Raw genomic sequence first — 22,653 nt, forward strand, 5'->3', positions numbered from 1 at the left:
ATAAAAAAACCCGCACTCGGCTCGAGGGCGGGTTTTTTCATTGGGGCACGACGGCGTTCCCCTTTCGATCATCAAGAGGACGCGGGAGTCGGTCCCGTGCCAAACCCTGTCGAATGCGATGCCTGACAGGGATCTTTTCACGTTGCATCGGTAGAGTAAGATTCCTGCGGAATGGACGAGACGGCTTCAATCAACGGGAAAGCGATGCGCTTGTATTCGGTCAGCGGAACGGTATCAAATTTGCGCTACTCGATCGAGAAGTATTCGCCATCGAAGTTGCGCAAGTTCGAGGAAAGGGCAACGGAGCTCGCTCCTGTGTTGCTTGCGTCCATTGGCGAAGGCGGTATGGCACTAGCCAGTGCAACGGTGCACGATTCCGACCGAAATCGCCCCGAACCGGCCGAAGGCTACTGGATCGAGATGGAGGTCGGCGGGCGAGCGCTCAAAGGCTGGTTCGACACTCTCTCGTTCGAGAATGGCGGGCATGTGGACGCTGTTTTCGATAAAAGCGGATTGCTGATGGCGGTCAATAATCCGCAGGCGAGACTGGTCGTATTCAGGCCGCCTTGCCCTGAAGGCCTGAAACCCGTTTTCAACAAGTCCATGCTTTACGTTTGCCTCGGGGTGACTTTGTTTTTATTTTTTGGACAAGCCGTACTTTATGCATTCGCACTGCCCGCTTGGGGCGAGTTTTTCGAGTTGATGCCGTTCGTGCTGATAATGTCGGCGCTGGTTGTCGCTCTGCTGGTGTTGCTGGCCTACCGGGACGAATTGATTAGCGGGCGTCGCACCAGAAAGATCCTCAAACTGCTCGGCCTGTCGGGTAGTGTGAGCGCGTTGAAGGCGGAACGCATCGGAACCGGCTACGCGTACCGTTACTGACCGCTTTTGTCCGCACCGCCGAACGGCGCTTGAACCATTGATTTCGGTGCGTGCACCGTCGTTCCGTCAAACGAATCCCACGCTTCAGTCCGACACCCGCTGACAACCATTCGCGCGTGCGCTAGCATCGCGATCGGTGTTGCCGTGGCGCAGCGGCCGATGCGCGACCAACCCGGCATCACGTTCCACGACTTCAACGAAAACAAACAGGAGCATCCATGCGTGTCTTGACCGGTCTGCTGTGCGCGCTGGCGCTGACGGCGAACCTTGCCCACGCACAGGCAAATTGCGCGGACGCGACGGATCAGGCGGCGATGACGGCATGTGCCGATCGCGCGTACAAGAAATCCGACGCGGAGCTGAACCGCACCTACCAGGCCGTCACCGCGCGCCTGCGCGATGCGAAGCCGCTCGCAGAGAAACTCGTGAACGCGCAGCGCGCGTGGATCGCCTACCGCGATGCCGAATGCAACTTCTCCAGCGCGAATGCCGAAGGCGGCAGCGCCTATCCGATGGTCGTGTCGACTTGCCTCGACGATCTGACCAGGACCCGCACCGAGACGCTGAAGGGCTATCTGTCCTGCGAGGAAGGCGATCTCGCGTGCCCGGTGCCGGCGAAGTAACGGCTGCGCGACGTCCGGCCAGCTCGCAGCGCGCGTCGCGCGGCCGGCATGGTTCGCCGGCCCGTTCGCCTAGACGTCGTCCGTTTCGTCGAGCAGCTTGTGCCGCAGCGCGTAGCGGACCAGCGCCGCTTCGTGCGGCATCTGCATCTTTTCCAGGATCCGGGTCTTGTAGGTGCTGACCGTCTTCGCGCTGACGCACAGCGCCTGCGCGATCTCGGTCAGCGTCTGCCCGGCGGCGATGCGGCGGAACACGTCGAACTCGCGATCGGACAGCCGCTGGTGCGGCAGCGTCTCGGCCGGCTCGTTCAGGCTCTGCGCGAACTGTTCGGCCATCGCGAGGCTCACGTAGACGCCGCCCGACGCCACCTTGGTCACCGCGCCGACCAGTTCGGCGCTCGCGCTTTCCTTGGTCAGATAACCCGACGCACCGGCGCGGAACGCACGCACCGCGTATTGCTGCTCCGCGTGCATGGTCAGCACGAGCACGCGCAGCGCGGGCTTCTCGTCCTTGATCTGCTTGATCAGTTCGACGCCGTTGCGGCCCGGCATCGACAGGTCGAGCACCAGCACCTGCGCAGGCGTCGACCGGATGAGCGCGATCGTCGACGCTCCGTCGCATGCTTCGCCGGCTACTTCGAATCCGGTGGCGTTCTGGAGGATGTGCCGCAGACCGTCGCGCACGAGCGTATGGTCGTCGGCGATGAGCACCTTGATCATGTGAGGGTGGTTTCCTGTTGTACGGAACCGAGCGGGAATGCGACGGTGATCGAGAAGCCGCGCGCGAGCGCGGTGTCGATCGTCACGCTGCCGCCCAGCATGTGTGCGCGTTCGCGAATGCCGATCAGGCCGAAGGATTTGTCCTCGTGGGCGGTGCCGACCGGTGCCGCGCCGCGGCCGTTGTCCGCGACGCGCAGCACGCAGAAGCCTTCCTCGATGTCGAGGCGCAGCGCGACGCGCGTCGCGTCCGCATGGCGCGCGACATTCGTCAGCGCTTCCTGGACGATCCGGAACAGCGTGGTCGCCCCCGCGCTGGTGAACGTGAGGCCGCCGGTTTCGATGTGGCGCTCGACGTCGATGCCGTAGCGGTTCGTGAAGTCGTTCGCGAGCCACTCGATCGCCGGCACGAGGCCGAGATCGTCGAGCATCACCGGGCGCAGGTCGGCCGCGATGCGCCGCACCGACGCGACGGTCGCGTCGATCAGCCGGCGCATGCCCTGCAGGTGCGACAGCACGCCGACTTCGGGTTGCGCATGGCCCGGCGTGCGCAGTTGCTGCTCGATGACCGACAGGTCCATCTTCAGCGCGGTGAGTTGCTGGCCGAGGTCGTCGTGCAGTTCGCGCGCGATGCGGGTTTTTTCCTCTTCGCGCACGTTCTGCAGGTTCGCCGAGAGTTCGCGCAGTTCCTGGCGCGACTGCTTCAGCGCATTCTCGGCGCGCTGCCGCTCGGTGATGTCGCGCAGCATCACCGTATAGAGCTTGCCCGACGCATCGCGGATCTGCGAGATCGACGCCTCGATCGGGAACTCCTCGCCGTTGCCGCGCAGCCCGAACAGCACGCGCTGGCGGCCCATCTGCCGCTCGGACACGCCCGTCACGCCGAACTGGTCGACGTGCTTCGCATGCGCGGCACGAAACCGCTCGGGGATGAAGCGCGACAGCGGCGCGCCGATCGCTTCCATCGCCGACACGCCGAAGACCTGTTCGGCCATCGGGTTGAAGATCACCACCGTCTGCTTCTCGTCGATCGTGATGATCGCTTCCATCGACGAACGGATGATGCCCATCATCCGCGCCTCGTTCAGGATGCCGCGGCTGCTGGCGCCCGTATCGGCGTGGCCGGCGCGGCCGCGCAGCAGCGCATGGACGAGCGCCGCGAACGCGAACGACGCGATCAGCCCCGCGGCGAGCACCGTGCCGGCCGCGCGCTGCGCGCCGGTCGCGCTCGGGCGGCCGTCCGCGGAATAGGCGAGCTTCAGCACGGTTCCGCCGAAATTCAGCTGGTCGGTGCGCCGCATCAGGTCGGGCGACGCGGAGGCTTCGTCGGTCGTCGTCTCGGCGCTCGCGATCGGGTGCGGATCGTCGCCCGCGCTCATCCGCAGGTCGAGCCCGCGTTCCGCGTCGAGCGCGCGCTCGACCAGGCGATTCGGGCTCACTTCCGCGAACAGCACGCCGTCGGCGCCGGCGTCATGGGCGACGGCCGTGCGCGACGAAGCCGTCGCGGGGACGAACAGCGTGAGGGTGCGCGCATCGCGGGACGTATCGTTGTCGGCCGGATGGATGCCGAGCGCGATATCGCCGGTCCGCAGCGCGTGCGCCAGCGGAGCCTGGTCCGGCGCGCCGAAGCGCACGCCGGCCGAGCTCGATGCCGGCGCAACGAGCGTGGCCACCGCGAGCGGGCCGGCCGGCATCGGCGCGTGGCCGGCGAGGGCGCCGCGCGTCGCGGTCGACAGCGGCGCATAGCCGAGCTGCCGGATCGGCGAACGCCCGCTGTCGAGATCGAGCGTATCGGCATACCGGCGCCATTGCTCGGCGGTGATCTGCGGCGCAAGCGCGAATGCGCCGCGCGCGCTTTCGAGCACGGCGACGCTGCCTTGCAGCTCGTGGCGCAGCATCGCCGTCACGTGCGTCGTGCGGCGTTCGAAGCGCGTATGGACGGCGCCTTGCCACTGCTCGCGCACGAGCAGCGCGACGCCGAGCGACAGCGCCGCGCCGGCGAACAGCGTAACGACGCCAGCCGCGAGCGGCTGGCGTAACATGATCTGGAAACGCGCGGGCCCTCGGGCGTCACGCGACGGGGTTCCACTGGCGGTGGTCATTCGATGGCCATTCTGGTGTCGGGGCCGCCCGTGGCACGCGGGCAGCGCGGCAAAACCGGGAAAAACCGGGAAAAACTCGCACCGGCCGCGTGCGACGTCTATTTTCAAGATGAAATTGTGCGCGTTTTACGCGTTTTTTGTAATAGGGTCAGCTAAAAATGAGATAGCCGGGCGGTGTAGCGGGCGTCCCGGCCGCATTTGACGCGCGTCAACGGGCGCGTCGGCACGTGGGGCAGACTGTTCGGCAGGCGAGCCGGCATCGGGCCGGCTTGCGGTGACGGGACGCCGTTTGCGTGATGCGCGACGGGTGCCCGGTCGGAGGGTGGACCATGTACAAGCGGATTTTCGTCGGGCTCGATGGCAGCCCGAGTGCGCGTCTCGCGCTGAACGAGGCAATCCGGATCGCGGCGGCATCCGGCGGCGAGGTCACGTGCGCGTATGTCGTCGAGCACCGGCCGCAGCTCGTCGACGTCGATGCGGGTTTTGCGGCCGAACGCGACGGCGACGCGGCGGCAACCGCTGCGGCGACGCCCGTGCTCGACGACGCGAAAGCGGCGCTCGCGCAGCGGCAAGTGGCGGGCACCGTGCGCGCGATCGACGCGTACGGCGAGGATATCGCCGCGGTGCTGATGCGCACGGCGGCCGAGGTCGGCGCGGATCTGATCGTGATGGGGACGAGCGGGCGCCACGGCCTGCGCCGGCTGCTGCTCGGCAGTGTCGCGGAATCGCTGCTGCGCGCGGCCGACCGGCCCGTGCTGCTGGTGCGGCACGACGAGCCGGCCGCGGCGGCGACCGCGTGACGGGGCGGTACGGCACCGACGCGTGAGCGGCGGCGGGCAGGGGCTGCCGCGCGGACGCCGGCGTGATGGCGGGCTCGAGGGTTCGTCCGTTGCATCGATCGCCATGCCGCGCATACGCTGCGCCGCAACGGCGGTGTCACGTCGCGCCGGTTGCATCGTGGCCCGCACTTCTGGCAGCATCGACCGGCGTTCGCTTCATCGTCGCGCGCCGCGTTCCGCGCGCAACCCGGTCGCCGCGTGCATGGCCGCGGCGATCGACGCAGCGGCACGCGACGTCGGCCGATCGCATCGTCGATCGGACGGGCCGCGCGTCGCGTGTCCGGTTCACTCCTTCACCGACGTCATCCGCCATGCCGATCTCCGCCGCCGACCTGATTCAACAGTTCGATCTGCAACCGCACCCCGAGGGCGGCTATTTCCGCGAAACCTACCGCGCGGCCGATACGGTTGTGCGTCCGGCCGACGGCGCGTCGCGTGCGGCGTCGACCGCGATCTACTACCTGTTGTGCGACGGCGCGTATTCATCGTGGCACCGGATCCGTTCCGACGAGGTCTGGCATTTCTACGCGGGCGATCCGCTCGAAGTATGGGTGCTCGACGAGCGCGACGGCCTGACGATCCACCGGCTCGGCAACCCGCTCACGCACCCGGGTACCGTATTCCAGGCGGTCGTGCCGGCCGGGCGCTGGTTCGGCGCGCGCTGCGCGTCGCCGGAGCACGTCGCGCTCGTCGGCTGCACGGTTGCGCCGGGGTTCGAGTTTGCGGAATTCGAGCTCGCGGACGCGACGGCGCTGGCCGCCGCATTCCCCGAGTATGCGGAATACGTCGCGGGGCTCGCGCAGCGCTCCGACGCATGAGTGTGCCGGCGGCCATGCCGGCCGCACCGAGCCGCCTTCGACGGCAGCCGTTCCGCGCGGCCGCGGCCAAACCCGTTTAGAATGCACGGTGGTGCAGGATCGGCCGCGGACGTGCCGCGGCGATCGCTGCTTGCCGTATCGACGGCCGCCCCCGTCGCACGGTCCGCATGTCTTCCAGGAGCGCCGCCGTGTGGCACTTTCCCATCGCGATTCCCTCGTCGCTCGGCCCGTGGGCCGTGTTCGCGAGCGTACTGATCACGCAGCTCGGCGTGCCGGTGCCGGCCGTGCCGATGCTGATCCTCGGCGGTACGATGGCGGCGATGGGGCAGGCGTCCTGGGCGAGCATGTTCGTGGCGGCGATCGGCGCGGCGATGCTCGCCGATTCGCTGTGGTTCTTCATGGGCCGCACGCGCGGCCGGCGCTTGCTGAACGGGCTCGTGCGATTCTCGCTGTCGCTCGACACGACGCTGCGCTTCGCGCGTAACGTATTCGAAAGATACGGCGCGCCGCTGCTCGTCCTCTCCAAATTCCTGCCGGGCCTCGGCCTCGTGTCGGCGCCGCTGCTCGGCACGACCGCGATCGGCGTCGGCGTGTTCCTGTTCTGGGATCTGGCCGGCGCGTCGCTGTGGGCCGCGTTCTGGCTCGTCGGCGGCGCGGCCGTGCACGACCAGATCGTCCAGTTCGTGCTGTGGGTGCGCGCGAGCGGCGGCACGATCCTCGACGCGTTCCTCGCGATCTTCATCACGTTCCTGTTGTATCGCTGGGTGCGCCGCTTGCAGTTCCGCCGCTACCTCGCGCAGGTGCGCATCTCCCCGCCGCAACTCGTCGAGATGATGACGTCGAACGAGCCGCCACTGATCTTCGATGCGCGGCCGCGCGCGATTCGCGAACGCGAGCCGTACCGGATTGCCGGTGCGGTGCCGGTCGATCTCGATTCGCCGGACCTGCTGGATCCGGAGCTGCTGAAGCGGCCGATCGTCGTGTATTGCGTGTGCCCGAACGAGGCGACCGCGAAGCGCCTGATCGCGAAGATGCAGCGCAAGAAGATGCTGCACAACATCAAGGCGCTGAAGGGCGGCCTCGACGCGTGGGAGAAGCACGGCTATCCGGTCGAGCCGCTGCCGGCCGATCTCGATTCATCGAGGTATTTCGTGCGGCCGGAACATGCGGCGCTCGCAGGCGAATATACGGTGCGCGCGACGTTGTCGAAGTGAGTCGTGCGCGGGATTCCGTTCATGACGGAAAGTGAAGCGTGCACCTAATTCGTGTGTGGTCCCGAAAAACAAGCGGATCAGTCCGTCCCTTTGCCAACACGTCGTGAAGGTGGAATAAATCTGCAGGGGCATACGCGGGATGCGCGTCGATCAGCCGGCCTTTCTGGGTTCTTTCTTTTTGTCGCGGCTCGCAGACCAGATGCTGCTCTTTCTCGTGCCGCTCGTCGTCTTTCAGGTCACTCGGAAAGCGACGTGGTCCGGGCTCGCCTTTTTCGTCGAGGCGTTCCCGCGATTCATCGCCTTTCCGGTCTGTGGCGCACTGAGCGACCGTGTGTCACCGATCCGCGTGCTGCGAGCGAGCCAGACCAGCCGGGCCGTCGCTTGCGTGATCGGCATCGCCGGCTATGTCGCCTGGAGCGGAATCGGATGGTTGATCGCATTGTCCGCCGTATGCGGCGCACTCACGAGCCAAGGTCTCGTCGCTCGTGAGGTGTTGCTGCCGCAGATCTTTCCGCAGCAGCGCTTCGAACAAGTGTTGTCCTATACGCAGCTCGCCGATCAGTTGGGCGTCGTGCTTGGACCGATCGTCGCGGCGGCGCTGCTTGGGTATCGCGACTGGGAGTGGGCTGTCGCTTCCGCGGCGCTGCTGTTCGTCTCGGCGGATTTGCTGGCATTCGTCTGGCAACGGACCAGCACGGCACGCGTTGCGCCTCCGGAACGCTCGGTGGGGCCGTGGTATGCACCGTTCGGTGTGGCGCTGAAGCATGTCGTCACGCTGCCGGGGCTGTTGCGGCTGATCCTGCTCGCAGCGGCGGAAAACCTCGTGATCGGGACGACACTTGCGACGTCGGCTGCGATGGTCACCGGTGCGTTTCGGCAGTCCGGCGGTTTCTATGCCGGACTGCAGGTCACGGGTGCCGTCGCGACAGTCGCGATCCTGCTGTTCGTCGCGCGTATCGAGGTAGCGCGCGAGCGGCTCGGCATCGTCGCATTCGTCGCGATCGCGGCTGGCGGCCTCGCGATGGGCATGGCCGGCTCGATTGCGATGTACGTCGCCGGTTTCCTTTTGGTCATCGGTTTCGACAAGATGTTCAACGTGTACATACGCAGCGCCCGGCAGGCCATCATTCCCCCTCGGGACTATGGCAAGACGACGGGCGTCATCGTCCTGCTGAATAACGCGACGCAGCCGCTTGCCGGGCTGCTTGTGGGGCTCTTCTCCGGTCACGGGCGCGTTGCGCTCGTCGTGACGCTGACCTCGATCGGCATGGCGATACTCGGTGGCGCGGTCATTGCCGTTGGCGCCGGCCGGCCGCGATCGACTGCGCGCGTTTCGGACTGACGCGGTGGTACCGCAAGGAATATGGCGCTGGCGACGCGAAACCGGTGTTCGGCGCGGTGCGAGATGAAGTCGCTGCATTCCCGGACGTGATCGTGACCGGGGCGGGGCAGGCGCTCGACAGTCCGGCCGTTATCGAAGTAAATCGTGCGCGGGATGCCGCGCACATGCCGATTTCGCCTCCGATTTCACGCTTCCCGTTTCCGGGACAATCGGCTGGCGCGAAACCTCCGATTATTCTTATAATCCCGCCTGCATATTGCGTGCGCTTGATTGCGCACATTCGACGCGCGTTCGTTCGCGCCGAAAGCGATTGATCCCGTTGCCGCCCGCCACGCGCACAGCCGTGTCGCACGGGCCGCACGGGCGTATTCCGTGAAAGGCCCGATCCGTTTTTCCGGATTGTTCCGGAAAATACCGATAATCAACGGTAATTCCAATCGGAGTGACGCAGTATCCGCCGCGTTTTTCATCCGGAAAACGGCGGCGGGGATTTTTCGTTTTCGGTTTGCCGGTATCGGCATGAACGGTCGCGCATTGACATCGACAATGACGGCGGCCCGTTCGCGGCTGCCAGGAGACGGACTTGAAACAACCAGAAGACCAGCTGCACCGCGGGCTGGAAGAGCGGCACATCAACCTGATGGCGCTCGGCGCGACGATCGGCGTCGGCCTGTTCCTCGGCTCGGCCGCCGCGATCCGCACGGCCGGCCCGGCCATCCTGCTGACCTACCTGCTGGGCGGCATCGCGATTTTCCTGATCATGCGCGCACTCGGCGAAATGGCGATCACCAATCCGGTCGCCGGCGCCTTCAGCCGCTATGCGCGCGACTACCTCGGCCCGCTCGCGGGCTACCTGACCGGCTGGACCTACTGGTTCGTGTGGATCGTCACCTGCATGGCGGAAATCACCGCGGTGGGCGTCTACATGCACATGTGGTTCCCCGGCGTGCCGAACTGGGTCTGGGCGCTCGCGGCGCTCACGGCGATGGGCGCGGTGAACTTCATCGCGGTCAAGCTGTACGGCGAATTCGAGTTCTGGTTCGCGCTGATCAAGATCGTCACGATCGTGCTGATGATCGTCGGCGGCGGCCTCATGATCGCGTTCGGCATCGGTAACGGCGGCGTCGCGACGGGCATCTCGAACCTGTGGGCCCACGGCGGCTTCATGCCGAACGGCATCGGCGGCGTGATCGGCGCGCTGCCGATCGTGATGTTCGCGTATCTCGGCGTCGAGATGCTCGGCCTCACGGCCGGCGAGGCGCGCAATCCGGAGAAGTCGCTGACGAAGGCGGTGAACTCGGTGTTCTGGCGCGTGCTGATCTTCTACATCGGCGCGCTGTTCGTGATCATGTCGCTCTATCCGTGGGACCAGATCGGCACGCAGGGCAGCCCGTTCGTGATGACGTTCTCGCGGCTCGGGATCCCGGCCGCCGCCGGCATCATCAACTTCGTCGTGTTGACCGCGGCGCTGTCGTCGTGCAACAGCGGCCTGTTCAGCACGGCGCGGATGCTCTACAACCTCGCGCAGCAGGGCCAGGCGCCGGCCATGCTCGGCCGCGTGAACCGCAACGGCGTGCCGGTGTACGGCGTGCTCGTGTCGGTCGCGCTGCTGCTGATCGGCGTGCTGCTCAACTATCTCGCGCCGCAGCACGTGTTCACTTGGCTGACGTCGGTGTCGACGTTCGGCGCGATCTGGACGTGGTGCGTGATCCTGATCGCGCAGATGCGCTTTCGCCGCACGCTGTCGGCCGACAGGATCGCGCGCCTGCCGATCCGCGTGCCGTTCTATCCGCTCGGCTCGTTCGTCGCACTCGGGTTTCTCGCGCTGGTCGTCGTGCTGATGGCGTTCTCGCCGGATACGCGCGTCGCACTCGTGATCGGCCCGGTCTGGATCGTGCTGCTCGGCATCGCATACGCGGTGTTCCATGCGAACCGGGCGAGCGCGCCCGCGTCGACGAAGTCGTAAGCCAAGCGGCCGAAAGTCGCCGCACCGCGCGCCGCACAGGCGTGCGCGGCGCATCGCGGCCCGCACGGGTATTGATCGCGATCATGCACGTGCGGGCCGGACGACATATGCTGTCTGAATCGCTTGTCCGCGCTTCGCGTGGCCGTCCGCCGATCCCCGCGACCGCGTCGGCCGTCCGTCCGCCGTTCGCCGCTGCCCGCGCGAAGCTCCGGTCGTCGTTCGCGACGACGCGTCCGCAAGGAGGCTTTCGCCATGCAGTCCACCCCGACCATCCCGCCGCTCACGCGGATCTCGCTGGCCGTCGATCTGACGCCGGAGTCGCTGTCCGCCGCGCGCTACACGCGCACGCTGCTGCGTCCCGGCATGCAGGTGCGCATCGTCTGCGCGATCGACAATCCGCGTCTCGTTCTGCCGGACATCCCGCGCGTCGATGCGCTGCTGACCTCCGCGCGCGAGGAGATGACGCGTGAAGCGCAGGCGACGCTCGAACGCATCGCGGCACTGTTCGCCGGCAGCGGCGTGGGGATCGAGCAGATGATCATCGATACGTCGCTCACGGGCGGCACGGTGGCCGATGCGCTCGCGAACGACACGTCGGCATGGCACGCCGACGTGCTCGTGGTCGGCGCCAATCCGCACCATGGGCTGCTGCGGCTCGTCGAGGGGGCGGTGTCCGACACGCTGGCCGCGCGCGCACGCTGCGCGCTGCTGATCGTGCCCGCCGACTATGCGCGGCCGTCGGACGGGCCGCTGCAGCGCCTGATGTTCGCGGTCGACGGCAGCGAGCCGTCGCTGCACGCGGTGCGCGTCGGGCTCGGCTTCGCGGTGCCGACGACGCTGCTGTACGCGGCCTATGTCGTCGATCGCGCGGTTCGTCTGACGGATCTCGTGCCGGTGCGCGCGCTCGAGGATGCGTATCGCGCGGAGGGCGAGGATGCGCTGGCGCGGATCGGTCCGCTGTTCCATGCAACGGGGAACCCGACCAAGCGCGGCATCGTCGAGACCCGTCCGACCAGCGACGACGTCGCCCATGCGCTGATGCGCGACGCGGTGCACTGGCATGCGGAACTGCTGGTGGTCGGCACGCACGGCCGGCGCGGCATTGCGGCCTGGCTGATCGGCAGCGTGGCGCGCCGGGTCGCGCATCTCGCGCAGGTGCCGGTGCTGCTCGTGCGCGAGGCCGCGTGAGGATTGCGCTGCGACGAATGCGAAGCGGACTTTCATTGACCTGCATCAGAAACGTCGCGCGTTTTGCATGAGATAGTCGCACGACGTGCGTGTGCATGCGGCGGATGGTCCGTCGTCCGTACCCGACGCCGCGATTCGACACGTCGGTCCGGAACCGCGCGAACCGGCCTGTCCGACGCCGTTGCGATTCAGCCGATTTCCGGAGCCGTGCCGCGCTGCGCATCGCGCATCGGCCGATCACGAACTCTCTGGCACGAGGGTAGGCAGCCGGCGGCTGCCTTGGATAACGGACGGGGTGCATTGCACCCCGTCCGCTTTCCTGGCCCCGTGCTGACTCTTTTCCTCGCAGGTATTGTCTTCGTCGATGTCGCCGTGTGGAACGGCGCGTGATGCCACGCGATCGCGCGATCGCGGATTCGGTCCGGAGCGCGGCATGCGCTGCGCGCGCGGCGCGGTGCCGCAGCCTTCACACGGCCGCGTGCGGCATCGGCTGAGTAAAGGCGCTGCGTTTAGGCCCCGCGTTCCGGCCTTTACGCGGCGCGAGGCGCTCGCAGGTCGCGCTGGCGGTGCGCGTCGCGGCATACGCATGCACCGCGACGCACGCGATGCAGTCGGCCTCGTCCGCCAGGCGTGCGATTGCGCAGTCGCGGCCAGCCGGGGCGCGTCTTGCGGCGCTGCCTCACGACGACCGTTGCGCCGGCACCGGCCCGCGCGCGGAGCGCCGCGGCGAACCGCTGCAGCGCGAGCACCGATCCCGCGACGCTCTGGTACTTTTCGCGGCCGATCTGCCCGTCGAGCGTGACGAGCAAACCCGATTCGCGCGCGAGTGCGAGCAACGCGTCGAGATCTTCGAGCGGGTGGATTACGGCCGGCACGGCGGGCGCGGACAGCATGCGCGTGCGCCGCTGTCCGTCCCGCGCCGGGAAGTTGCGATGAATCATGATGGGTCTCCCTGCGCCCGACCCCGCGTGCCGGCTCGAGGGCCGGCTGAGCGATGACCGGGTATGAACGCTTCGTTCATGACATCAGTATCCGCCGCGGAGACCGCGCTGCCAATCGGTGCGTGCTGAAGTCGCTGTCAGACGTTGCGTGCGAGGTATCGGAATCCGCTGACACGCCGGACCGGCGAGCCGCCGCTGCGGCGCGAGGCGGGCAGGCGGGCAGGCGCGATGTGCGGCGCCCCGATCCGGTGCATTCGAACAGACGAATCGCGGCCGTCGCGCGTCGCTTGACGCAGGACTTTCGCGGGTCTAAGGTCCCACACTGCATCGGCATCGCGCGACGGTTCATCGTCCGAGCGATCGCACGGTGCCGCGCCTCGGGGTGGCGTGACAATCCTTCCAGTCGTTCGCGGGCCTTGGGCGCCGCGAATCCTGCGCGCGGGCCGGTTCGGCGACGGATCGGCGCGGCGGCACGCAAGGTGCCGTTGATCGCGCGCAACCACGCTTCGGCGCATCGTACGCCGGGCGGCCGTTCAGCCTTTAATCTTCCGGTAGCGTCATTTTTTCCTTTCGTTCCTCGACCGTCAGGAGCCCGTCGATGTCACAGGACAATTTGCTTGATGCCTTGAAGGCCGTCGCCGCAGAGCGCGCGATCGGCGCCGATCAGTTGCGCACGATGCTCGACGATGAAGTGCGTGCGTTGTCGTCCGATGCCCGCGTGCACGATTACATCCACGTGTTCGCGATCCGCCACCTGCGCGAACGGATGCGCAGGCAGGACGAACTCGAGCGCGACACGCCGGCCAGTACGTCGCGCGACGAGCCGGATACACGTACCGGCCGCCGTCTGTAAGGGACGATCGGCGCGACCGGCGCCGCGGTGCCTCATGACAGCGGAAGGCCCCTGAGCGCCGCGCGCCTCCGGCACCGGCACCGCTGCACGCCTGCATGCCGACAACGCGCCTGCCTGCCGGTCGCGCCTTTCTTCATATATTTGACCGAATCGACACAACGGCCTCAAGTAAGCGGCGCGGATGCCGTTTACCCGGTGAATTCGTCCACCGGGCGTTCGCGCTCCCTTACCGAGTCGTTGCCATGTTCTCGTCCATCCGCACCCGCATCCTCGCCGCGTGCGTCGCCATCGTCGTGTTCGCGCTCGTCGCCACCACGCTGATCAATTACTTCATCGCACGCGCGTACAACAACGACGCGATCGACCGCAACCTGACCTCCGTCGCGAGCGGCCACGTGGTCGGCATCGGCGACTGGGTCGCGACGAAAAGCCGGATGATCGCGTCGTTGCAGGACGCCGCGCTGTCGCCCGATCCGCTGCCGGTGTTCAAGCAGATGGCCGCGGCGGGCGGCTTCACGAACGTCTACGCGGGCTATGCCGACAAGGTGTTCCATTTCTCCGACCCGACCGGCATCCCGCCCGACTACGACCCGACCGGCCGTCCGTGGTACAAGCAGGCCGCCCAGGCCGGCAAGCCGGTCGTCACGCCGCCGTACGTCGATGCGGGCACCGGCAACCTGGTCGTCACGTTCGCGGTGCCGATCCTGCGCGACGGTGCGCTGAAGGGCGTCGTCGCCGCCGACGTCGCGATGGACAGTGTGATCGCGAACGTGAAGTCGATCCACCCGACGCCCGCGAGCTTCGGGATGTTGATCGACAGCAGCGGCCATGTCGTCGCGCATCCTGACGCGAAGCTCACGCTGAAGCCGGTCGCCGACGTGTCGCCCGACCTCGGCGGCATGAGCGCCGCGACGCTGGCGGCGTCGAGCGCGCCGGTCGAAGTGCACGTCGGCGGCGACGCGAAGCTGGTGCGCGCGCAAGCCGTGCCGGGCACCGACTGGTACGCGCTGGTCCTGCTCGACAAATCGGAAGCGACGGCCGGGATGCGCTCGCTGCTGACCGCGTCGCTGATCACGCTGGTGGTGATCGTCGGCGTCGCGTCGCTGATCGTCGGCGCGATCACGACGACCGCGTTCCGCCGCCTGTCGCAGGTGCGTCAGGCGATGGCGTCGATCGGCTCGGGCACGGGCGACCTGACGCAGCGCCTGCCGGCCGACGGCCGCGACGAGGTGGCCGATATCGCGCGCTCGTTCAACAGCTTCGTCGACAAGCTGAACGACGTGATGCGGCAGATCCGCGACGCGAGCGAATCGGTGCGCACGGCCGCGAACGAAATCGCCGCGGGCAACCAGGACCTGTCGTCGCGCACCGAATCGGCGGCGGCGAGCCTCGAGGAAACGGCCGCGTCGATGGAAGAAATCACCGCGACGGTCGGCCAGTCGGCGGCCGCTGCCGGCCAGGCCGACGAACGCGCGGCCGCGGCGTCGCGGATCGCGTCGCACGGCGGCGTGGTCGTATCGGACGTCGTGTCGACGATGGAGAAGATCGAGGAAGCGTCGGGCCGGATCGGCGACATCATCGGCGTGATCGACGGGATCGCGTTCCAGACCAACATCCTCGCGCTGAACGCGGCCGTCGAAGCGGCGCGTGCCGGCGAGCAGGGCCGTGGGTTCGCGGTCGTCGCGCAGGAAGTGCGCAGTCTCGCGCAACGCAGCGCGCAGGCCGCGCGCGAGGTGAAGGTGCTGGTCGAATCGACGGTGGCGAGCGTGTCGGCCGGGTCGGGGCAGGTGCGCCAGGCCGGCGAGACGATGCGCGAGATCGTGTCGAACGTCGCCAACGTGACGACGATCATCTCCGAGATCACGCACGCGGCGAACGAGCAGACGCGCGGCATCCAGGAAGTGAACCGCGCGGTCACCCAGCTCGACGAAATGGTGCAGCAGAACGCGGCGCTCGTCGAACAGTCGACCGCGGCCGCGACCGCGCTGCAGACGCAGGCGAACGCGCTTGCGACGACGGTCGGGCAGTTCAAGGTCGCATGACCTGCGCCGGTTGACGCAGGGCCCGCGGCGGCGCTCAGGGGCGGCCGTCGTCGCGCATCAGCGCGAGCCGGTTGTAGAGCGTCTTCAGGCTGATGCCGAGCGCTTTCGCGGCTTGCGGCTTGTTGCCGTCGAAGTGCTGCAGCGTGGCCGCGATGAAACGTTGCTGCGCATGGTGCAGCGTCGCGCCGAGCGGCAGCGCCATCGCGTCGTCCGACGTGTGGTCGGGCGGCGCTGCCGGCCTCGGCAACGCGACGTCGATGCCGTCGTCCGCGAGGATGTACGCGCGCTCGATCGTGTTGTGCAGCTCGCGCACGTTGCCGGGCCACGAATAGGCGCGCAGCGCGGCGATCGCCGCGTCGGTCAGCCGCTTGTGCGAGCGGTGCCGCGCGTTGAGCGCATCGACGAACTCATGCGCGATCGCCTCGACGTCGCCGCTGCGCTGGCGCAGCGGCGGCACATACAGCGCGAACGCGGCGAGACGGTAGAACAGGTCCTCGCGCAGCCGGCCGTCGCGCACGGCATCGGCCGGATTGTGGCGGGTCGCCGACAGGATGCGCACGTCGAGCGGAATCGAGTCGGTGCCGCCGACCCGCACGATCGTGTTCGATTCGAGCGCCCGCAGCAGCTTCACCTGCAGCGACGCGGGCATCTCCGCGATCTCGTCGAGCAGCAGCGTGCCGCCGCACGCGGCTTCGAAAAAACCCTCCCGTTGCGCGATCGCGCCGGTGAAGCTGCCTTTTTCGTGACCGAACAATTGCGCTTCGGCGATGTCCGCCGGAATCGCGCCGCAGTTGACGGGCACGAACGGCCCGTCGCGTCGCGCGCTGAGGTCGTGCAGCCGGCGCGCGACGATATCCTTGCCGACCCCGCTTTCGCCGGCAATCATCACGCTGGCGCGGGTCGGAGCGATTTTCTCGATACGGCCGAGCAGCGTGCGCATCGCCGCGGAGCGGCCGGACAGCCGGCGCGCGTCGGCGCCTTGCTTCGGACGGTTTGCGGATTCAGCCATAAGCGTCGGCGGGCCGTTTTGAAAATCGGCACCGCACGTTCCCTTCATTGCAATATCTATCATCGACAGCGAAACCGCACGGAAGGTGCCGCGATTTAGAAATTTACAATGTCCGGTGCGGGGATCGAAGAAATACGCGATCACGGGGGCACGATGCCGACCGGCGGCAGCCGACACCGCGTGTCGATGCTTTTTTGCAGCCGACGATGAAAAATCGCAAGTCGGCATCACCCGCGTTCCGCGCAAACGCGGCGGGGCGGCCGAGCGACGCGGCGCGGCGGCACGCGCAGCGCGCCGCGCCGCGAAGCCGCCGCGCGGCCGTGCCGCGGGTACGCGCGTTGCGCCGGCCCTTGGGCTCGCCCCCGAACGCTCGACGGCACATGCCGGCCGCCGAGGCGGGAGCCGTCGAGCGACGGTCGCCGGGGCGATGCAGGGACACGATGAGGATCCTTACCCGTGAACTGTTCCGGCAGGGCGCATGGGTCGTGCTGGCCGTCGGGGTGGCGTCCGCGCTGCAGGCGTGGGCGATGCACGTCGTCGGCGTACATGCACCGTTTGCACAGCTGCCTTTCTACGCCGGTGTTGCGGCTGCGGCCTGGCTGACGTCGTTCGGCGGCGGCCTGGCCGCGACGGCCGCGAGCGCGGTCGTGATCGGCGCGTTGGGCTGGCGCGAGGTGACGCTGCCCGCGCTGCTCGCGCAGGCCGGCGCCTTCGTCGCGATCGGTTTCGTCGAATGCGTGCTCGTGGTGGTCGTCAAGCCGCTGCTCGCGAACGATCGGCTGCGCGGCGCCGAGGATGCCGAAGAAAACGGCGCACGCCCGCCGCGCCGCGAACCGGCGCCCGCGGCGCGCTCGCTCGACGACATCCTGCTGCGCCGCGTGGTCGATGCGTCGCCCGACGCGATCGTCGGCATCGACGCCGTCCGGCGGATCACGAGCTGGAACCCGGCCGCGCGGCGCCTGTTCGGCATCGATGCCGCGGCGGTGATCGGGCACGACGTCACGACGCTGATCGCGCCGCGCTGGCTGCGCTTGCATCCGGTTCCCACGTCGTTCGCGAACGCGCGCCCGCCCACCGGCCCGCTCGACATTCTGTGCCTGCGCCACGACGGCGGCCGCTTTCGCGCGACCTTCGTGGCGGCGCCGATCGTCGATGCGCAAGGCAACTGCACCGGCATGTCGATGACGCTGCGCGAAGCGCGCGAACGCCGCCGAAGCGAGCGGCGCAACCTGCGTTCGTTACGCGGTGCGCGCGACGCGCGCGTGCAGGCCGACGAGTCGAACCGGCTGAAGGACGAACTGCTCGCCACCGTATCGCATGAACTGCGCACGCCGCTGAACGTGATCTACGGCTGGGTCGAGGTGATGCGCAGCGCCGACGGCCAGAGCTTCGCTCACCAGGCGATCGATGCGATCGACCGCAGCGCACGCTCGCTGTCGCGGATGGTCGGCGACCTGCTCGACGCCTCGTCGCTCGCGACGGGGCGGATGCGGCTCGAGCGCGCGCCCGTCGATCTCGTGCGCGTCGTGCGGGAGGCGGTGCGCGAACTCGGCGCGACGGCGGAGGCGAACGGTCTCGAACTGTCGATCGCGTGCGCGATGTCCAACTGCGTGATCTCCGCGGACGGCGAGCGGGTGCGCCAGATGCTGTCGAACCTGCTGTCGAACGCGATCAAGTTCACGCCGCCGGGCGGCAGCATCAAGGTGTCTCTGACCCGGGCCGGCGCGCGCGTGCGGCTGTCGGTCGCCGATACCGGCCAGGGCATTTCGGCGGAACGCCTGCCGCATCTGTTCGATACGTTCAGCCGGCCGGAAGGCGCGTCGGCCTCGCCCAAGCGTGGGCTCGGACTCGGCCTGTCGATCGTGCGCAACATCGCACGGCTCCACGGCGGCGAGGTCACGGCGGCGAGCGAGGGCACCGGGTGCGGCACGACCGTGACCGTGATGCTGCCGGTGGACTGTGACGCCGACGTGCCGAACGGCCAGCCTTTACGGCCGAGCGGTGCGTCGACGGCGGTCGCGCTCGACGGCCAGCGCGTGCTGGTGGTCGATGACGATGCGACGTCGCGCGCGAGCCTCGCGGCGGCGCTCGAAACGCTCGGCGCGCAGGTGTCGACCGCGCAATCGGGGCACGACGCGCTCGACGTGGTCGCGCGGCAGCCTCCGAGCGTCGTGCTGTCGGATCTCGCGATGCCGGACGGCGACGGCTTCTGGCTGCTCGACCACATCCGCCATTTGCCGAACGGCAGCGGGCGCCTGCCCGTCGTCGCGGTGACCGCGCATGCGGGTGCGGCGGACCGGAACCGCGTGATGGCCGCCGGCTTCGACGCGTATCTGTGCAAGCCGGTCGACATGTCGACGCTGGCCAGCGTCATCGTCGACGTGTCGACCGCCGGACGGCATCGCTGACGCACGGCGGCCTGCGCACCCCGCGCAAGGCGGCACGATGAAGGGATCGAACCTTGCCAGGCGCGACAGCACCGGCGGCAGGCCGAGCCGACGGGCAGCGTGCCCGACGAGCGCGACGCGCGACCGCGATTGGGGTCGTGCCCAACATCGACGGTGCGCGCGGTGTGTGCGACAGGCTGCGGACCCGCGGGAAGTCACGTATGACACGACGTTCGCGGAGCGCACGCTGCGGGTAACCGCCGCATTGTCGATCGAGTATGTCGAGGGTGCATGGAGCAAAGGCGCGTGGACCGATTTCCCGCGTCCGCGCATCGTCCCGCATGACGGGCCGGTTGCCGCGTTCGGCAGGGCCGATCCGTCGACCGATACGGAGGTCCGGATGAAAACGAGCGACAGGAATCTCCGCCGAGCCACCGCGGTTGCCGGCATCGTGTGCCTGGTGGGATCGGGCGTGCTCGCGGTGTTGCGGGTACCGGCATTCGCGCCGGCGCATGCGCAGGCGCCGCCGGCATCGTCCGTTCAGGTCGCGCCGGGCGTCGTCAGTCCCGGCGCGACCGCCGACGAGGCGGACATGACGCGGCGGCCGAGCGGCATCGACGCCGAATTCATCGACAAGGCCGGCATTGTCGGCAAGACGGAGTTGCAGGCGAGCCAGCTCGCGCTCGACCGGTCGTCGAATCCGGGCGTGAAGGCCTTCGCGCGCCGGATGATCGACGATCACGTTCGCATGACCGCGGAATTGCGCCGGCTCGGCGCGCAAAAGGGCTTGCCCGTGCAGACGCGGATGCTGGTCGATCCGGCGGTGAATGCGCTGCGAAGCAAGAGTGGCCATGCGTTCGACAAGGGGTACATCGAGCTGGCGGGACCGAACGCGCACGACGCGGCGATCAGGCTCTACTCAGCCGAGGCGCGCGACGGCCACGACCGGGAGCTTCGCGCGTTCGCGGCCAACGCGCTGCCGACGCTGAAGGCGCACCTGAGCGCCGCGCGCGCACTCGAGCGTGCGATCGCGGCCGCGCACTGATCCGCACGGCGATCCGCGCGCCCCGGCGCGTCCGTCAGTGCGGCCGCGTGTCGCTTTCCGGGCCGTCCGGCGACGCCTCGAAGGGCGGCGCATCGAGTACCGTTTCGCCTTCCTCGATCAGCCAGTACGGCGATGCGCCGTAGTACGCGTGCAGCCCCTCGGCCCAGGCGGGATCGGCCATTTTCGGCCAGCGGTCTTTCTCGAACCCGGGCGCGTCGCGCACGCGCTCGGTCGAAACGGGCAGCACGAAACAGCGGCGCCCGGCGTCGAGCGTCAGCACGTTCCACGGCACCGCGAGCAGCTTGTCGCCGATCCCGAGCAACCCGCCCGACGACACGACCGCATACGCGATCCGGCCCGAGCGGATATCGAGCATGATGTTCGTAATCTTGCCGATGTCGTCGCCGTCCAGCGTCAGCACGCGATCGTCTTCCAGCGTGCTGGCGGCCATCACGTCCGGCCCCGGCCCGCCGGCCGAACGGCCGCGGTCGCCGACGATGCGCGCCTGCGTGCGCGACGGTCTGTCCGTTGTCATCGCTGTTCTCCTGGTCGAAGCGGCGCGGCGCACGCGGCGCGCGGGCCGCACGGGTGAGGGCAGCCGGTCAGCGGCGGCGCGGCAGGGACACGTCCTCGAGCGTGTTCGCCAGCTCGTCGCGTGCCGGGCCGCCCGCGCGTGTCGCGATGTCGCCCAGCGACACGATGCCGACGATCTGGTGATTGGCGTCGAGCACCGGCATCCGGTGCAACTGCACGTCGGCCATCCGCTGCTGGACGTCGCCGACGCCGTCGTCTTCCACGCACCACTGCACCGGCGCGGACGCGACCACCTTCACCGGGGTGTCGGACGAATGCCCGTGCGACAGCGCTCGCACTGCGAGGTCGCGGTCCGTCACGATCGCGACGAGCCCGGTGTCATCGCAGACCGGCAGCACGCCGATGTCGAAGCGCTGCATCAATTCGGCCGCATGGCGAATCGTGTCGGTCGGCGCGACGCAGACCACGTCGCGCGACATGATTTCATTGACGCGATACATGAACGCCTCCTTCGTGAACGAGACGACATGGAAGCAGAACGCGTGCCGCGTTCAATCGGCACAGGCCGGGCCTGCGCGGCCGGGCCACGGAGAAATTTGCCAGCCGGCTTGTACATCTTCCACGGCGGCAGCCGCGGCCGGGCCGCGAGCGACGCTCAGTGGCCGACGCCCGTCATCACGACGATTGCGAGGACCAGCGCACTCTCGATCGCGGCGAGCGCCGCGACGCCTGCGGCGCCGCTGACTTCGTGCCATGCACGTTCGATGCGTTTCATCACTTCACTCCGGTTCGGCCGGCCGGGCGACGCTACGTTGCCGCGCATCGCAGGCCGGGGTGCCGCCGTCAGCCGTGATCGCGGGGCGGTTGCGGGGCGTCGGGCGCGCGACGTTCGCGTTCGCCGGACGGCCTGGCGGGGTCGATGCGGGTCGCACCGCCGACGGCGGGCGGATCGCTGGCCGGGAACGTCTCCTCGAGCCCTTCGTCGATGCGCTCTTCCGTCTTGTCGTCAGACGGCTTGCGCGACGTGGCCAGGGAGAGCGGGCTGGCAGCCGGTGACACGGCGTCTCGGCTACCGGGGGCGGATGCGGTCATGATCGAACCTCCTTATGGGTACCAGGGGTGCAAGCACCGTACCCGCGCAGCGCGGGCGGCATGACGCTTGCAGCCGTCGAGCCGGCCGCGCGGGCGGACACGTGGCCGGCCCGCCGCCGGCGTGGACGAGAGGACATCGTGATGAATGAACCCAGGGAAAGAATACGTTACGACGCGAACGTGTGCGGCGGCGATTTCAGTCAGGTGCGCGAGCGTTTCGACGCATGGAAGCGCGAATCTCGGCTCCATCGGCCCGAGCGGCGCATGTTCGACGGGAAGGACGAGGTTCGCGAGCTGAACCCTACCGTCTACGCGGGGCCGGAAAGCGCACGGCGGGCGCTCGCCGCGCGATGCGCGCCGTCCGATCGATTCGCACTCGCGGCGCGCCTCGCCGCCGAAGGGCGCACGCTGTGGCTGGTGATGGCGGCCTACGATGCATGACCGGTGCGCACCCGGGCAGGCACGCCGCTTGCGCGCGCTCGCCGCACCCATCGACACGCGCGAGCCGCCGCGCAGGAGCGACATGAGTACACGATCCATGCTGCACCGTCCGGAGCCGACGCCGGACTTCGATCCCGATCCGGCGCTGCCCGAGCACGACGATCCGTTCGATCCGCCCGTGCCACCGGGCCTGCCGCAAGGCGATCCGCCGTCGCAGCCGCCGCCGATGCGGATGCCGGGCGAGGGCAGCGAACCGCGGCCGGCCGCGCGATCACAGAAAGGAGGACCATCATGGACATTCACGTGCAATCGCCCGACAAGCGCGCGATCGCCCAGGTGCTGGGCCGCTATTTCGAGTCGCGTTCGTTGCGTTACCACATCGAGGAGTTGCCGGGCGGCGTGCTGCATATCGGCTTTCGCGCGAGCGGGCGCCCGGTCGCCGTCACCGTGTCGTTCGACGACACCGCCTACGACACCTACACGCATTGGGACGCGAGCCAGAAGCAGCTCGCGCTCGGGCGTCTCGCGGACGGCTTCTCGCGCATGATGGCGAAGCGCAGCCCGGCCGCGCTCGCCGGCGACTATCACGTCGAGCGTTTCTGACTCCGCAACCCTGCGCCG

21 protein-coding genes are annotated in these 22,653 nt (G+C 68.4%); 14 read left to right on the forward strand and 7 right to left on the reverse strand.

Annotated elements, in window-relative coordinates; all coding sequences use genetic code 11:
• The first annotated feature begins 171 nt into the window (after positions 1-171).
• On the forward strand, positions 172-882 hold the full coding sequence (locus tag U4Z64_RS32780; protein WP_321822153.1) for a hypothetical protein: 711 nt from the start codon (positions 172-174) through the stop codon (positions 880-882).
• A 218-nt stretch (positions 883-1,100) separates the two neighbouring features.
• Complete coding sequence (locus U4Z64_RS32785; RefSeq protein WP_124519481.1) at positions 1,101-1,505, forward strand: lysozyme inhibitor LprI family protein; 405 nt, start codon at positions 1,101-1,103, stop codon at positions 1,503-1,505.
• Positions 1,506-1,574: 69 nt separating this feature from the next.
• Here the strand turns inward: U4Z64_RS32785 and U4Z64_RS32790 are convergent, their stop codons facing one another.
• Positions 1,575-2,222: a response regulator transcription factor gene (locus tag U4Z64_RS32790; protein ID WP_124484860.1), complete on the reverse strand. Its 648-nt coding sequence runs from the start codon at positions 2,220-2,222 to the stop codon at positions 1,575-1,577.
• Positions 2,219-4,261, reverse strand: coding sequence for a PAS domain S-box protein (locus U4Z64_RS32795; RefSeq protein WP_321822154.1), 2,043 nt, complete (start codon positions 4,259-4,261; stop codon positions 2,219-2,221). The genes U4Z64_RS32790 and U4Z64_RS32795 overlap by 4 nt, the downstream gene beginning before the upstream one ends.
• Positions 4,262-4,650: 389 nt before the next feature.
• Between U4Z64_RS32795 and U4Z64_RS32800 the strand changes: the two genes are divergently transcribed.
• The 6 genes from U4Z64_RS32800 (at position 4,651) to U4Z64_RS32825 (ending at position 11,688) form a co-directional block, all read left to right on the forward strand.
• Positions 4,651-5,121, forward strand: coding sequence for a universal stress protein (locus U4Z64_RS32800; protein WP_044843084.1), 471 nt, complete (start codon positions 4,651-4,653; stop codon positions 5,119-5,121).
• Positions 5,122-5,471: 350 nt separating this feature from the next.
• Positions 5,472-5,978 carry a cupin domain-containing protein gene (locus tag U4Z64_RS32805; protein WP_124519479.1) on the forward strand — a complete coding sequence of 169 codons (507 nt, stop codon included), beginning with the start codon at positions 5,472-5,474 and terminating at the stop codon, positions 5,976-5,978.
• Positions 5,979-6,166: 188 nt separating this feature from the next.
• Positions 6,167-7,192: a DedA family protein/thiosulfate sulfurtransferase GlpE gene (locus tag U4Z64_RS32810; protein WP_044843086.1), complete on the forward strand. Its 1,026-nt coding sequence runs from the start codon at positions 6,167-6,169 to the stop codon at positions 7,190-7,192.
• Between the two features lie 139 nt (positions 7,193-7,331).
• Positions 7,332-8,534: an MFS transporter gene (locus U4Z64_RS32815; protein WP_321822155.1), complete on the forward strand. Its 1,203-nt coding sequence runs from the start codon at positions 7,332-7,334 to the stop codon at positions 8,532-8,534.
• Positions 8,535-9,117: 583 nt separating this feature from the next.
• On the forward strand, positions 9,118-10,500 hold the full coding sequence (locus U4Z64_RS32820) for an amino acid permease (protein WP_321822156.1): 1,383 nt from the start codon (positions 9,118-9,120) through the stop codon (positions 10,498-10,500).
• 252 nt (positions 10,501-10,752) lie between these two features.
• Positions 10,753-11,688, forward strand: coding sequence for a universal stress protein (locus U4Z64_RS32825; protein WP_321822157.1), 936 nt, complete (start codon positions 10,753-10,755; stop codon positions 11,686-11,688).
• Positions 11,689-12,218: 530 nt separating this feature from the next.
• Here the strand turns inward: U4Z64_RS32825 and U4Z64_RS32830 are convergent.
• Entirely contained in the window at positions 12,219-12,629 is a 411-nt protein-coding gene (locus tag U4Z64_RS32830; RefSeq protein ID WP_321810847.1) for a hypothetical protein, read from the reverse strand.
• A 598-nt stretch (positions 12,630-13,227) separates the two neighbouring features.
• Here U4Z64_RS32830 and U4Z64_RS32835 point away from each other — a divergent pair.
• Entirely contained in the window at positions 13,228-13,482 is a 255-nt protein-coding gene (locus tag U4Z64_RS32835; protein ID WP_044843091.1) for a DUF3562 domain-containing protein, read from the forward strand.
• A gap of 242 nt (positions 13,483-13,724) precedes the next feature.
• Positions 13,725-15,524, forward strand: coding sequence for a methyl-accepting chemotaxis protein (locus U4Z64_RS32840; protein ID WP_321822158.1), 1,800 nt, complete (start codon positions 13,725-13,727; stop codon positions 15,522-15,524).
• Positions 15,525-15,558: 34 nt separating this feature from the next.
• On the opposite strand, the gene U4Z64_RS32845 is transcribed toward U4Z64_RS32840, so the two are convergent.
• Complete coding sequence (locus U4Z64_RS32845; RefSeq protein WP_321810904.1) at positions 15,559-16,596, reverse strand: sigma-54 dependent transcriptional regulator; 1,038 nt, start codon at positions 16,594-16,596, stop codon at positions 15,559-15,561.
• A gap of 377 nt (positions 16,597-16,973) precedes the next feature.
• Here U4Z64_RS32845 and U4Z64_RS32850 point away from each other — a divergent pair, with 377 nt between their 5' ends.
• The gene (locus U4Z64_RS32850; protein WP_321822159.1) at positions 16,974-18,941 is read left to right on the forward strand and encodes an ATP-binding protein; all 1,968 of its coding nucleotides are present in this window, start codon (positions 16,974-16,976) and stop codon (positions 18,939-18,941) included.
• A 379-nt stretch (positions 18,942-19,320) separates the two neighbouring features.
• Entirely contained in the window at positions 19,321-19,965 is a 645-nt protein-coding gene (locus tag U4Z64_RS32855; protein ID WP_321796001.1) for a DUF4142 domain-containing protein, read from the forward strand.
• 34 nt (positions 19,966-19,999) lie between these two features.
• Here U4Z64_RS32855 and U4Z64_RS32860 read toward each other — a convergent pair whose 3' ends face one another.
• The 3 genes from U4Z64_RS32860 to U4Z64_RS32870 form a co-directional block, all read right to left on the reverse strand.
• The gene (locus U4Z64_RS32860; protein ID WP_321822160.1) at positions 20,000-20,500 is read right to left on the reverse strand and encodes a PRC-barrel domain-containing protein; all 501 of its coding nucleotides are present in this window, start codon (positions 20,498-20,500) and stop codon (positions 20,000-20,002) included.
• A 67-nt stretch (positions 20,501-20,567) separates the two neighbouring features.
• Positions 20,568-20,999 (reverse strand): CBS domain-containing protein, encoded by a 432-nt coding sequence (locus tag U4Z64_RS32865; RefSeq protein WP_044843097.1) that lies wholly within the window; start codon positions 20,997-20,999, stop codon positions 20,568-20,570.
• A 343-nt stretch (positions 21,000-21,342) separates the two neighbouring features.
• The gene (locus tag U4Z64_RS32870) at positions 21,343-21,591 is read right to left on the reverse strand and encodes a hypothetical protein (RefSeq protein WP_044843098.1); all 249 of its coding nucleotides are present in this window, start codon (positions 21,589-21,591) and stop codon (positions 21,343-21,345) included.
• Positions 21,592-21,732: 141 nt separating this feature from the next.
• On the opposite strand from U4Z64_RS32870, the gene U4Z64_RS32875 reads away from it, so the two are divergent.
• Both U4Z64_RS32875 and U4Z64_RS32880 read left to right on the forward strand, forming a co-directional pair.
• On the forward strand, positions 21,733-22,032 hold the full coding sequence (locus U4Z64_RS32875) for a hypothetical protein (protein ID WP_321822161.1): 300 nt from the start codon (positions 21,733-21,735) through the stop codon (positions 22,030-22,032).
• Between the two features lie 291 nt (positions 22,033-22,323).
• Entirely contained in the window at positions 22,324-22,635 is a 312-nt protein-coding gene (locus U4Z64_RS32880) for a hypothetical protein (RefSeq protein ID WP_044843100.1), read from the forward strand.
• Positions 22,636-22,653 lie beyond the last annotated feature (18 nt).

This window comes from Burkholderia sp. BCC1996, assembly GCF_905339955.1.
Taxonomy (GTDB): domain Bacteria; phylum Pseudomonadota; class Gammaproteobacteria; order Burkholderiales; family Burkholderiaceae; genus Burkholderia.

Bases quoted from the DNA above. Each gene is read 5' to 3' on its own strand.
- U4Z64_RS32780 (WP_321822153.1), top strand. From the start codon at position 172: ATGGACGAGACGGCTTCAATCAACGGGAAAGCGATGCGCTTGTATTCG.
- U4Z64_RS32785 (WP_124519481.1), top strand. From the start codon at position 1,101: ATGCGTGTCTTGACCGGTCTGCTGTGCGCGCTGGCGCTGACGGCGAAC.
- U4Z64_RS32790 (WP_124484860.1), bottom strand. From the start codon at position 2,222: ATGATCAAGGTGCTCATCGCCGACGACCATACGCTCGTGCGCGACGGT.
- U4Z64_RS32795 (WP_321822154.1), bottom strand. From the start codon at position 4,261: ATGTTACGCCAGCCGCTCGCGGCTGGCGTCGTTACGCTGTTCGCCGGC.
- U4Z64_RS32800 (WP_044843084.1), top strand. From the start codon at position 4,651: ATGTACAAGCGGATTTTCGTCGGGCTCGATGGCAGCCCGAGTGCGCGT.
- U4Z64_RS32805 (WP_124519479.1), top strand. From the start codon at position 5,472: ATGCCGATCTCCGCCGCCGACCTGATTCAACAGTTCGATCTGCAACCG.
- U4Z64_RS32815 (WP_321822155.1), top strand. From the start codon at position 7,332: ATGCGCGTCGATCAGCCGGCCTTTCTGGGTTCTTTCTTTTTGTCGCGG.
- U4Z64_RS32825 (WP_321822157.1), top strand. From the start codon at position 10,753: ATGCAGTCCACCCCGACCATCCCGCCGCTCACGCGGATCTCGCTGGCC.
- U4Z64_RS32830 (WP_321810847.1), bottom strand. From the start codon at position 12,629: ATGATTCATCGCAACTTCCCGGCGCGGGACGGACAGCGGCGCACGCGC.
- U4Z64_RS32835 (WP_044843091.1), top strand. From the start codon at position 13,228: ATGTCACAGGACAATTTGCTTGATGCCTTGAAGGCCGTCGCCGCAGAG.
- U4Z64_RS32840 (WP_321822158.1), top strand. From the start codon at position 13,725: ATGTTCTCGTCCATCCGCACCCGCATCCTCGCCGCGTGCGTCGCCATC.
- U4Z64_RS32845 (WP_321810904.1), bottom strand. From the start codon at position 16,596: ATGATAGATATTGCAATGAAGGGAACGTGCGGTGCCGATTTTCAAAAC.
- U4Z64_RS32850 (WP_321822159.1), top strand. From the start codon at position 16,974: ATGAGGATCCTTACCCGTGAACTGTTCCGGCAGGGCGCATGGGTCGTG.
- U4Z64_RS32855 (WP_321796001.1), top strand. From the start codon at position 19,321: ATGAAAACGAGCGACAGGAATCTCCGCCGAGCCACCGCGGTTGCCGGC.
- U4Z64_RS32860 (WP_321822160.1), bottom strand. From the start codon at position 20,500: ATGACAACGGACAGACCGTCGCGCACGCAGGCGCGCATCGTCGGCGAC.
- U4Z64_RS32865 (WP_044843097.1), bottom strand. From the start codon at position 20,999: ATGTATCGCGTCAATGAAATCATGTCGCGCGACGTGGTCTGCGTCGCG.
- U4Z64_RS32870 (WP_044843098.1), bottom strand. From the start codon at position 21,591: ATGACCGCATCCGCCCCCGGTAGCCGAGACGCCGTGTCACCGGCTGCC.
- U4Z64_RS32875 (WP_321822161.1), top strand. From the start codon at position 21,733: ATGAATGAACCCAGGGAAAGAATACGTTACGACGCGAACGTGTGCGGC.
- U4Z64_RS32880 (WP_044843100.1), top strand. From the start codon at position 22,324: ATGGACATTCACGTGCAATCGCCCGACAAGCGCGCGATCGCCCAGGTG.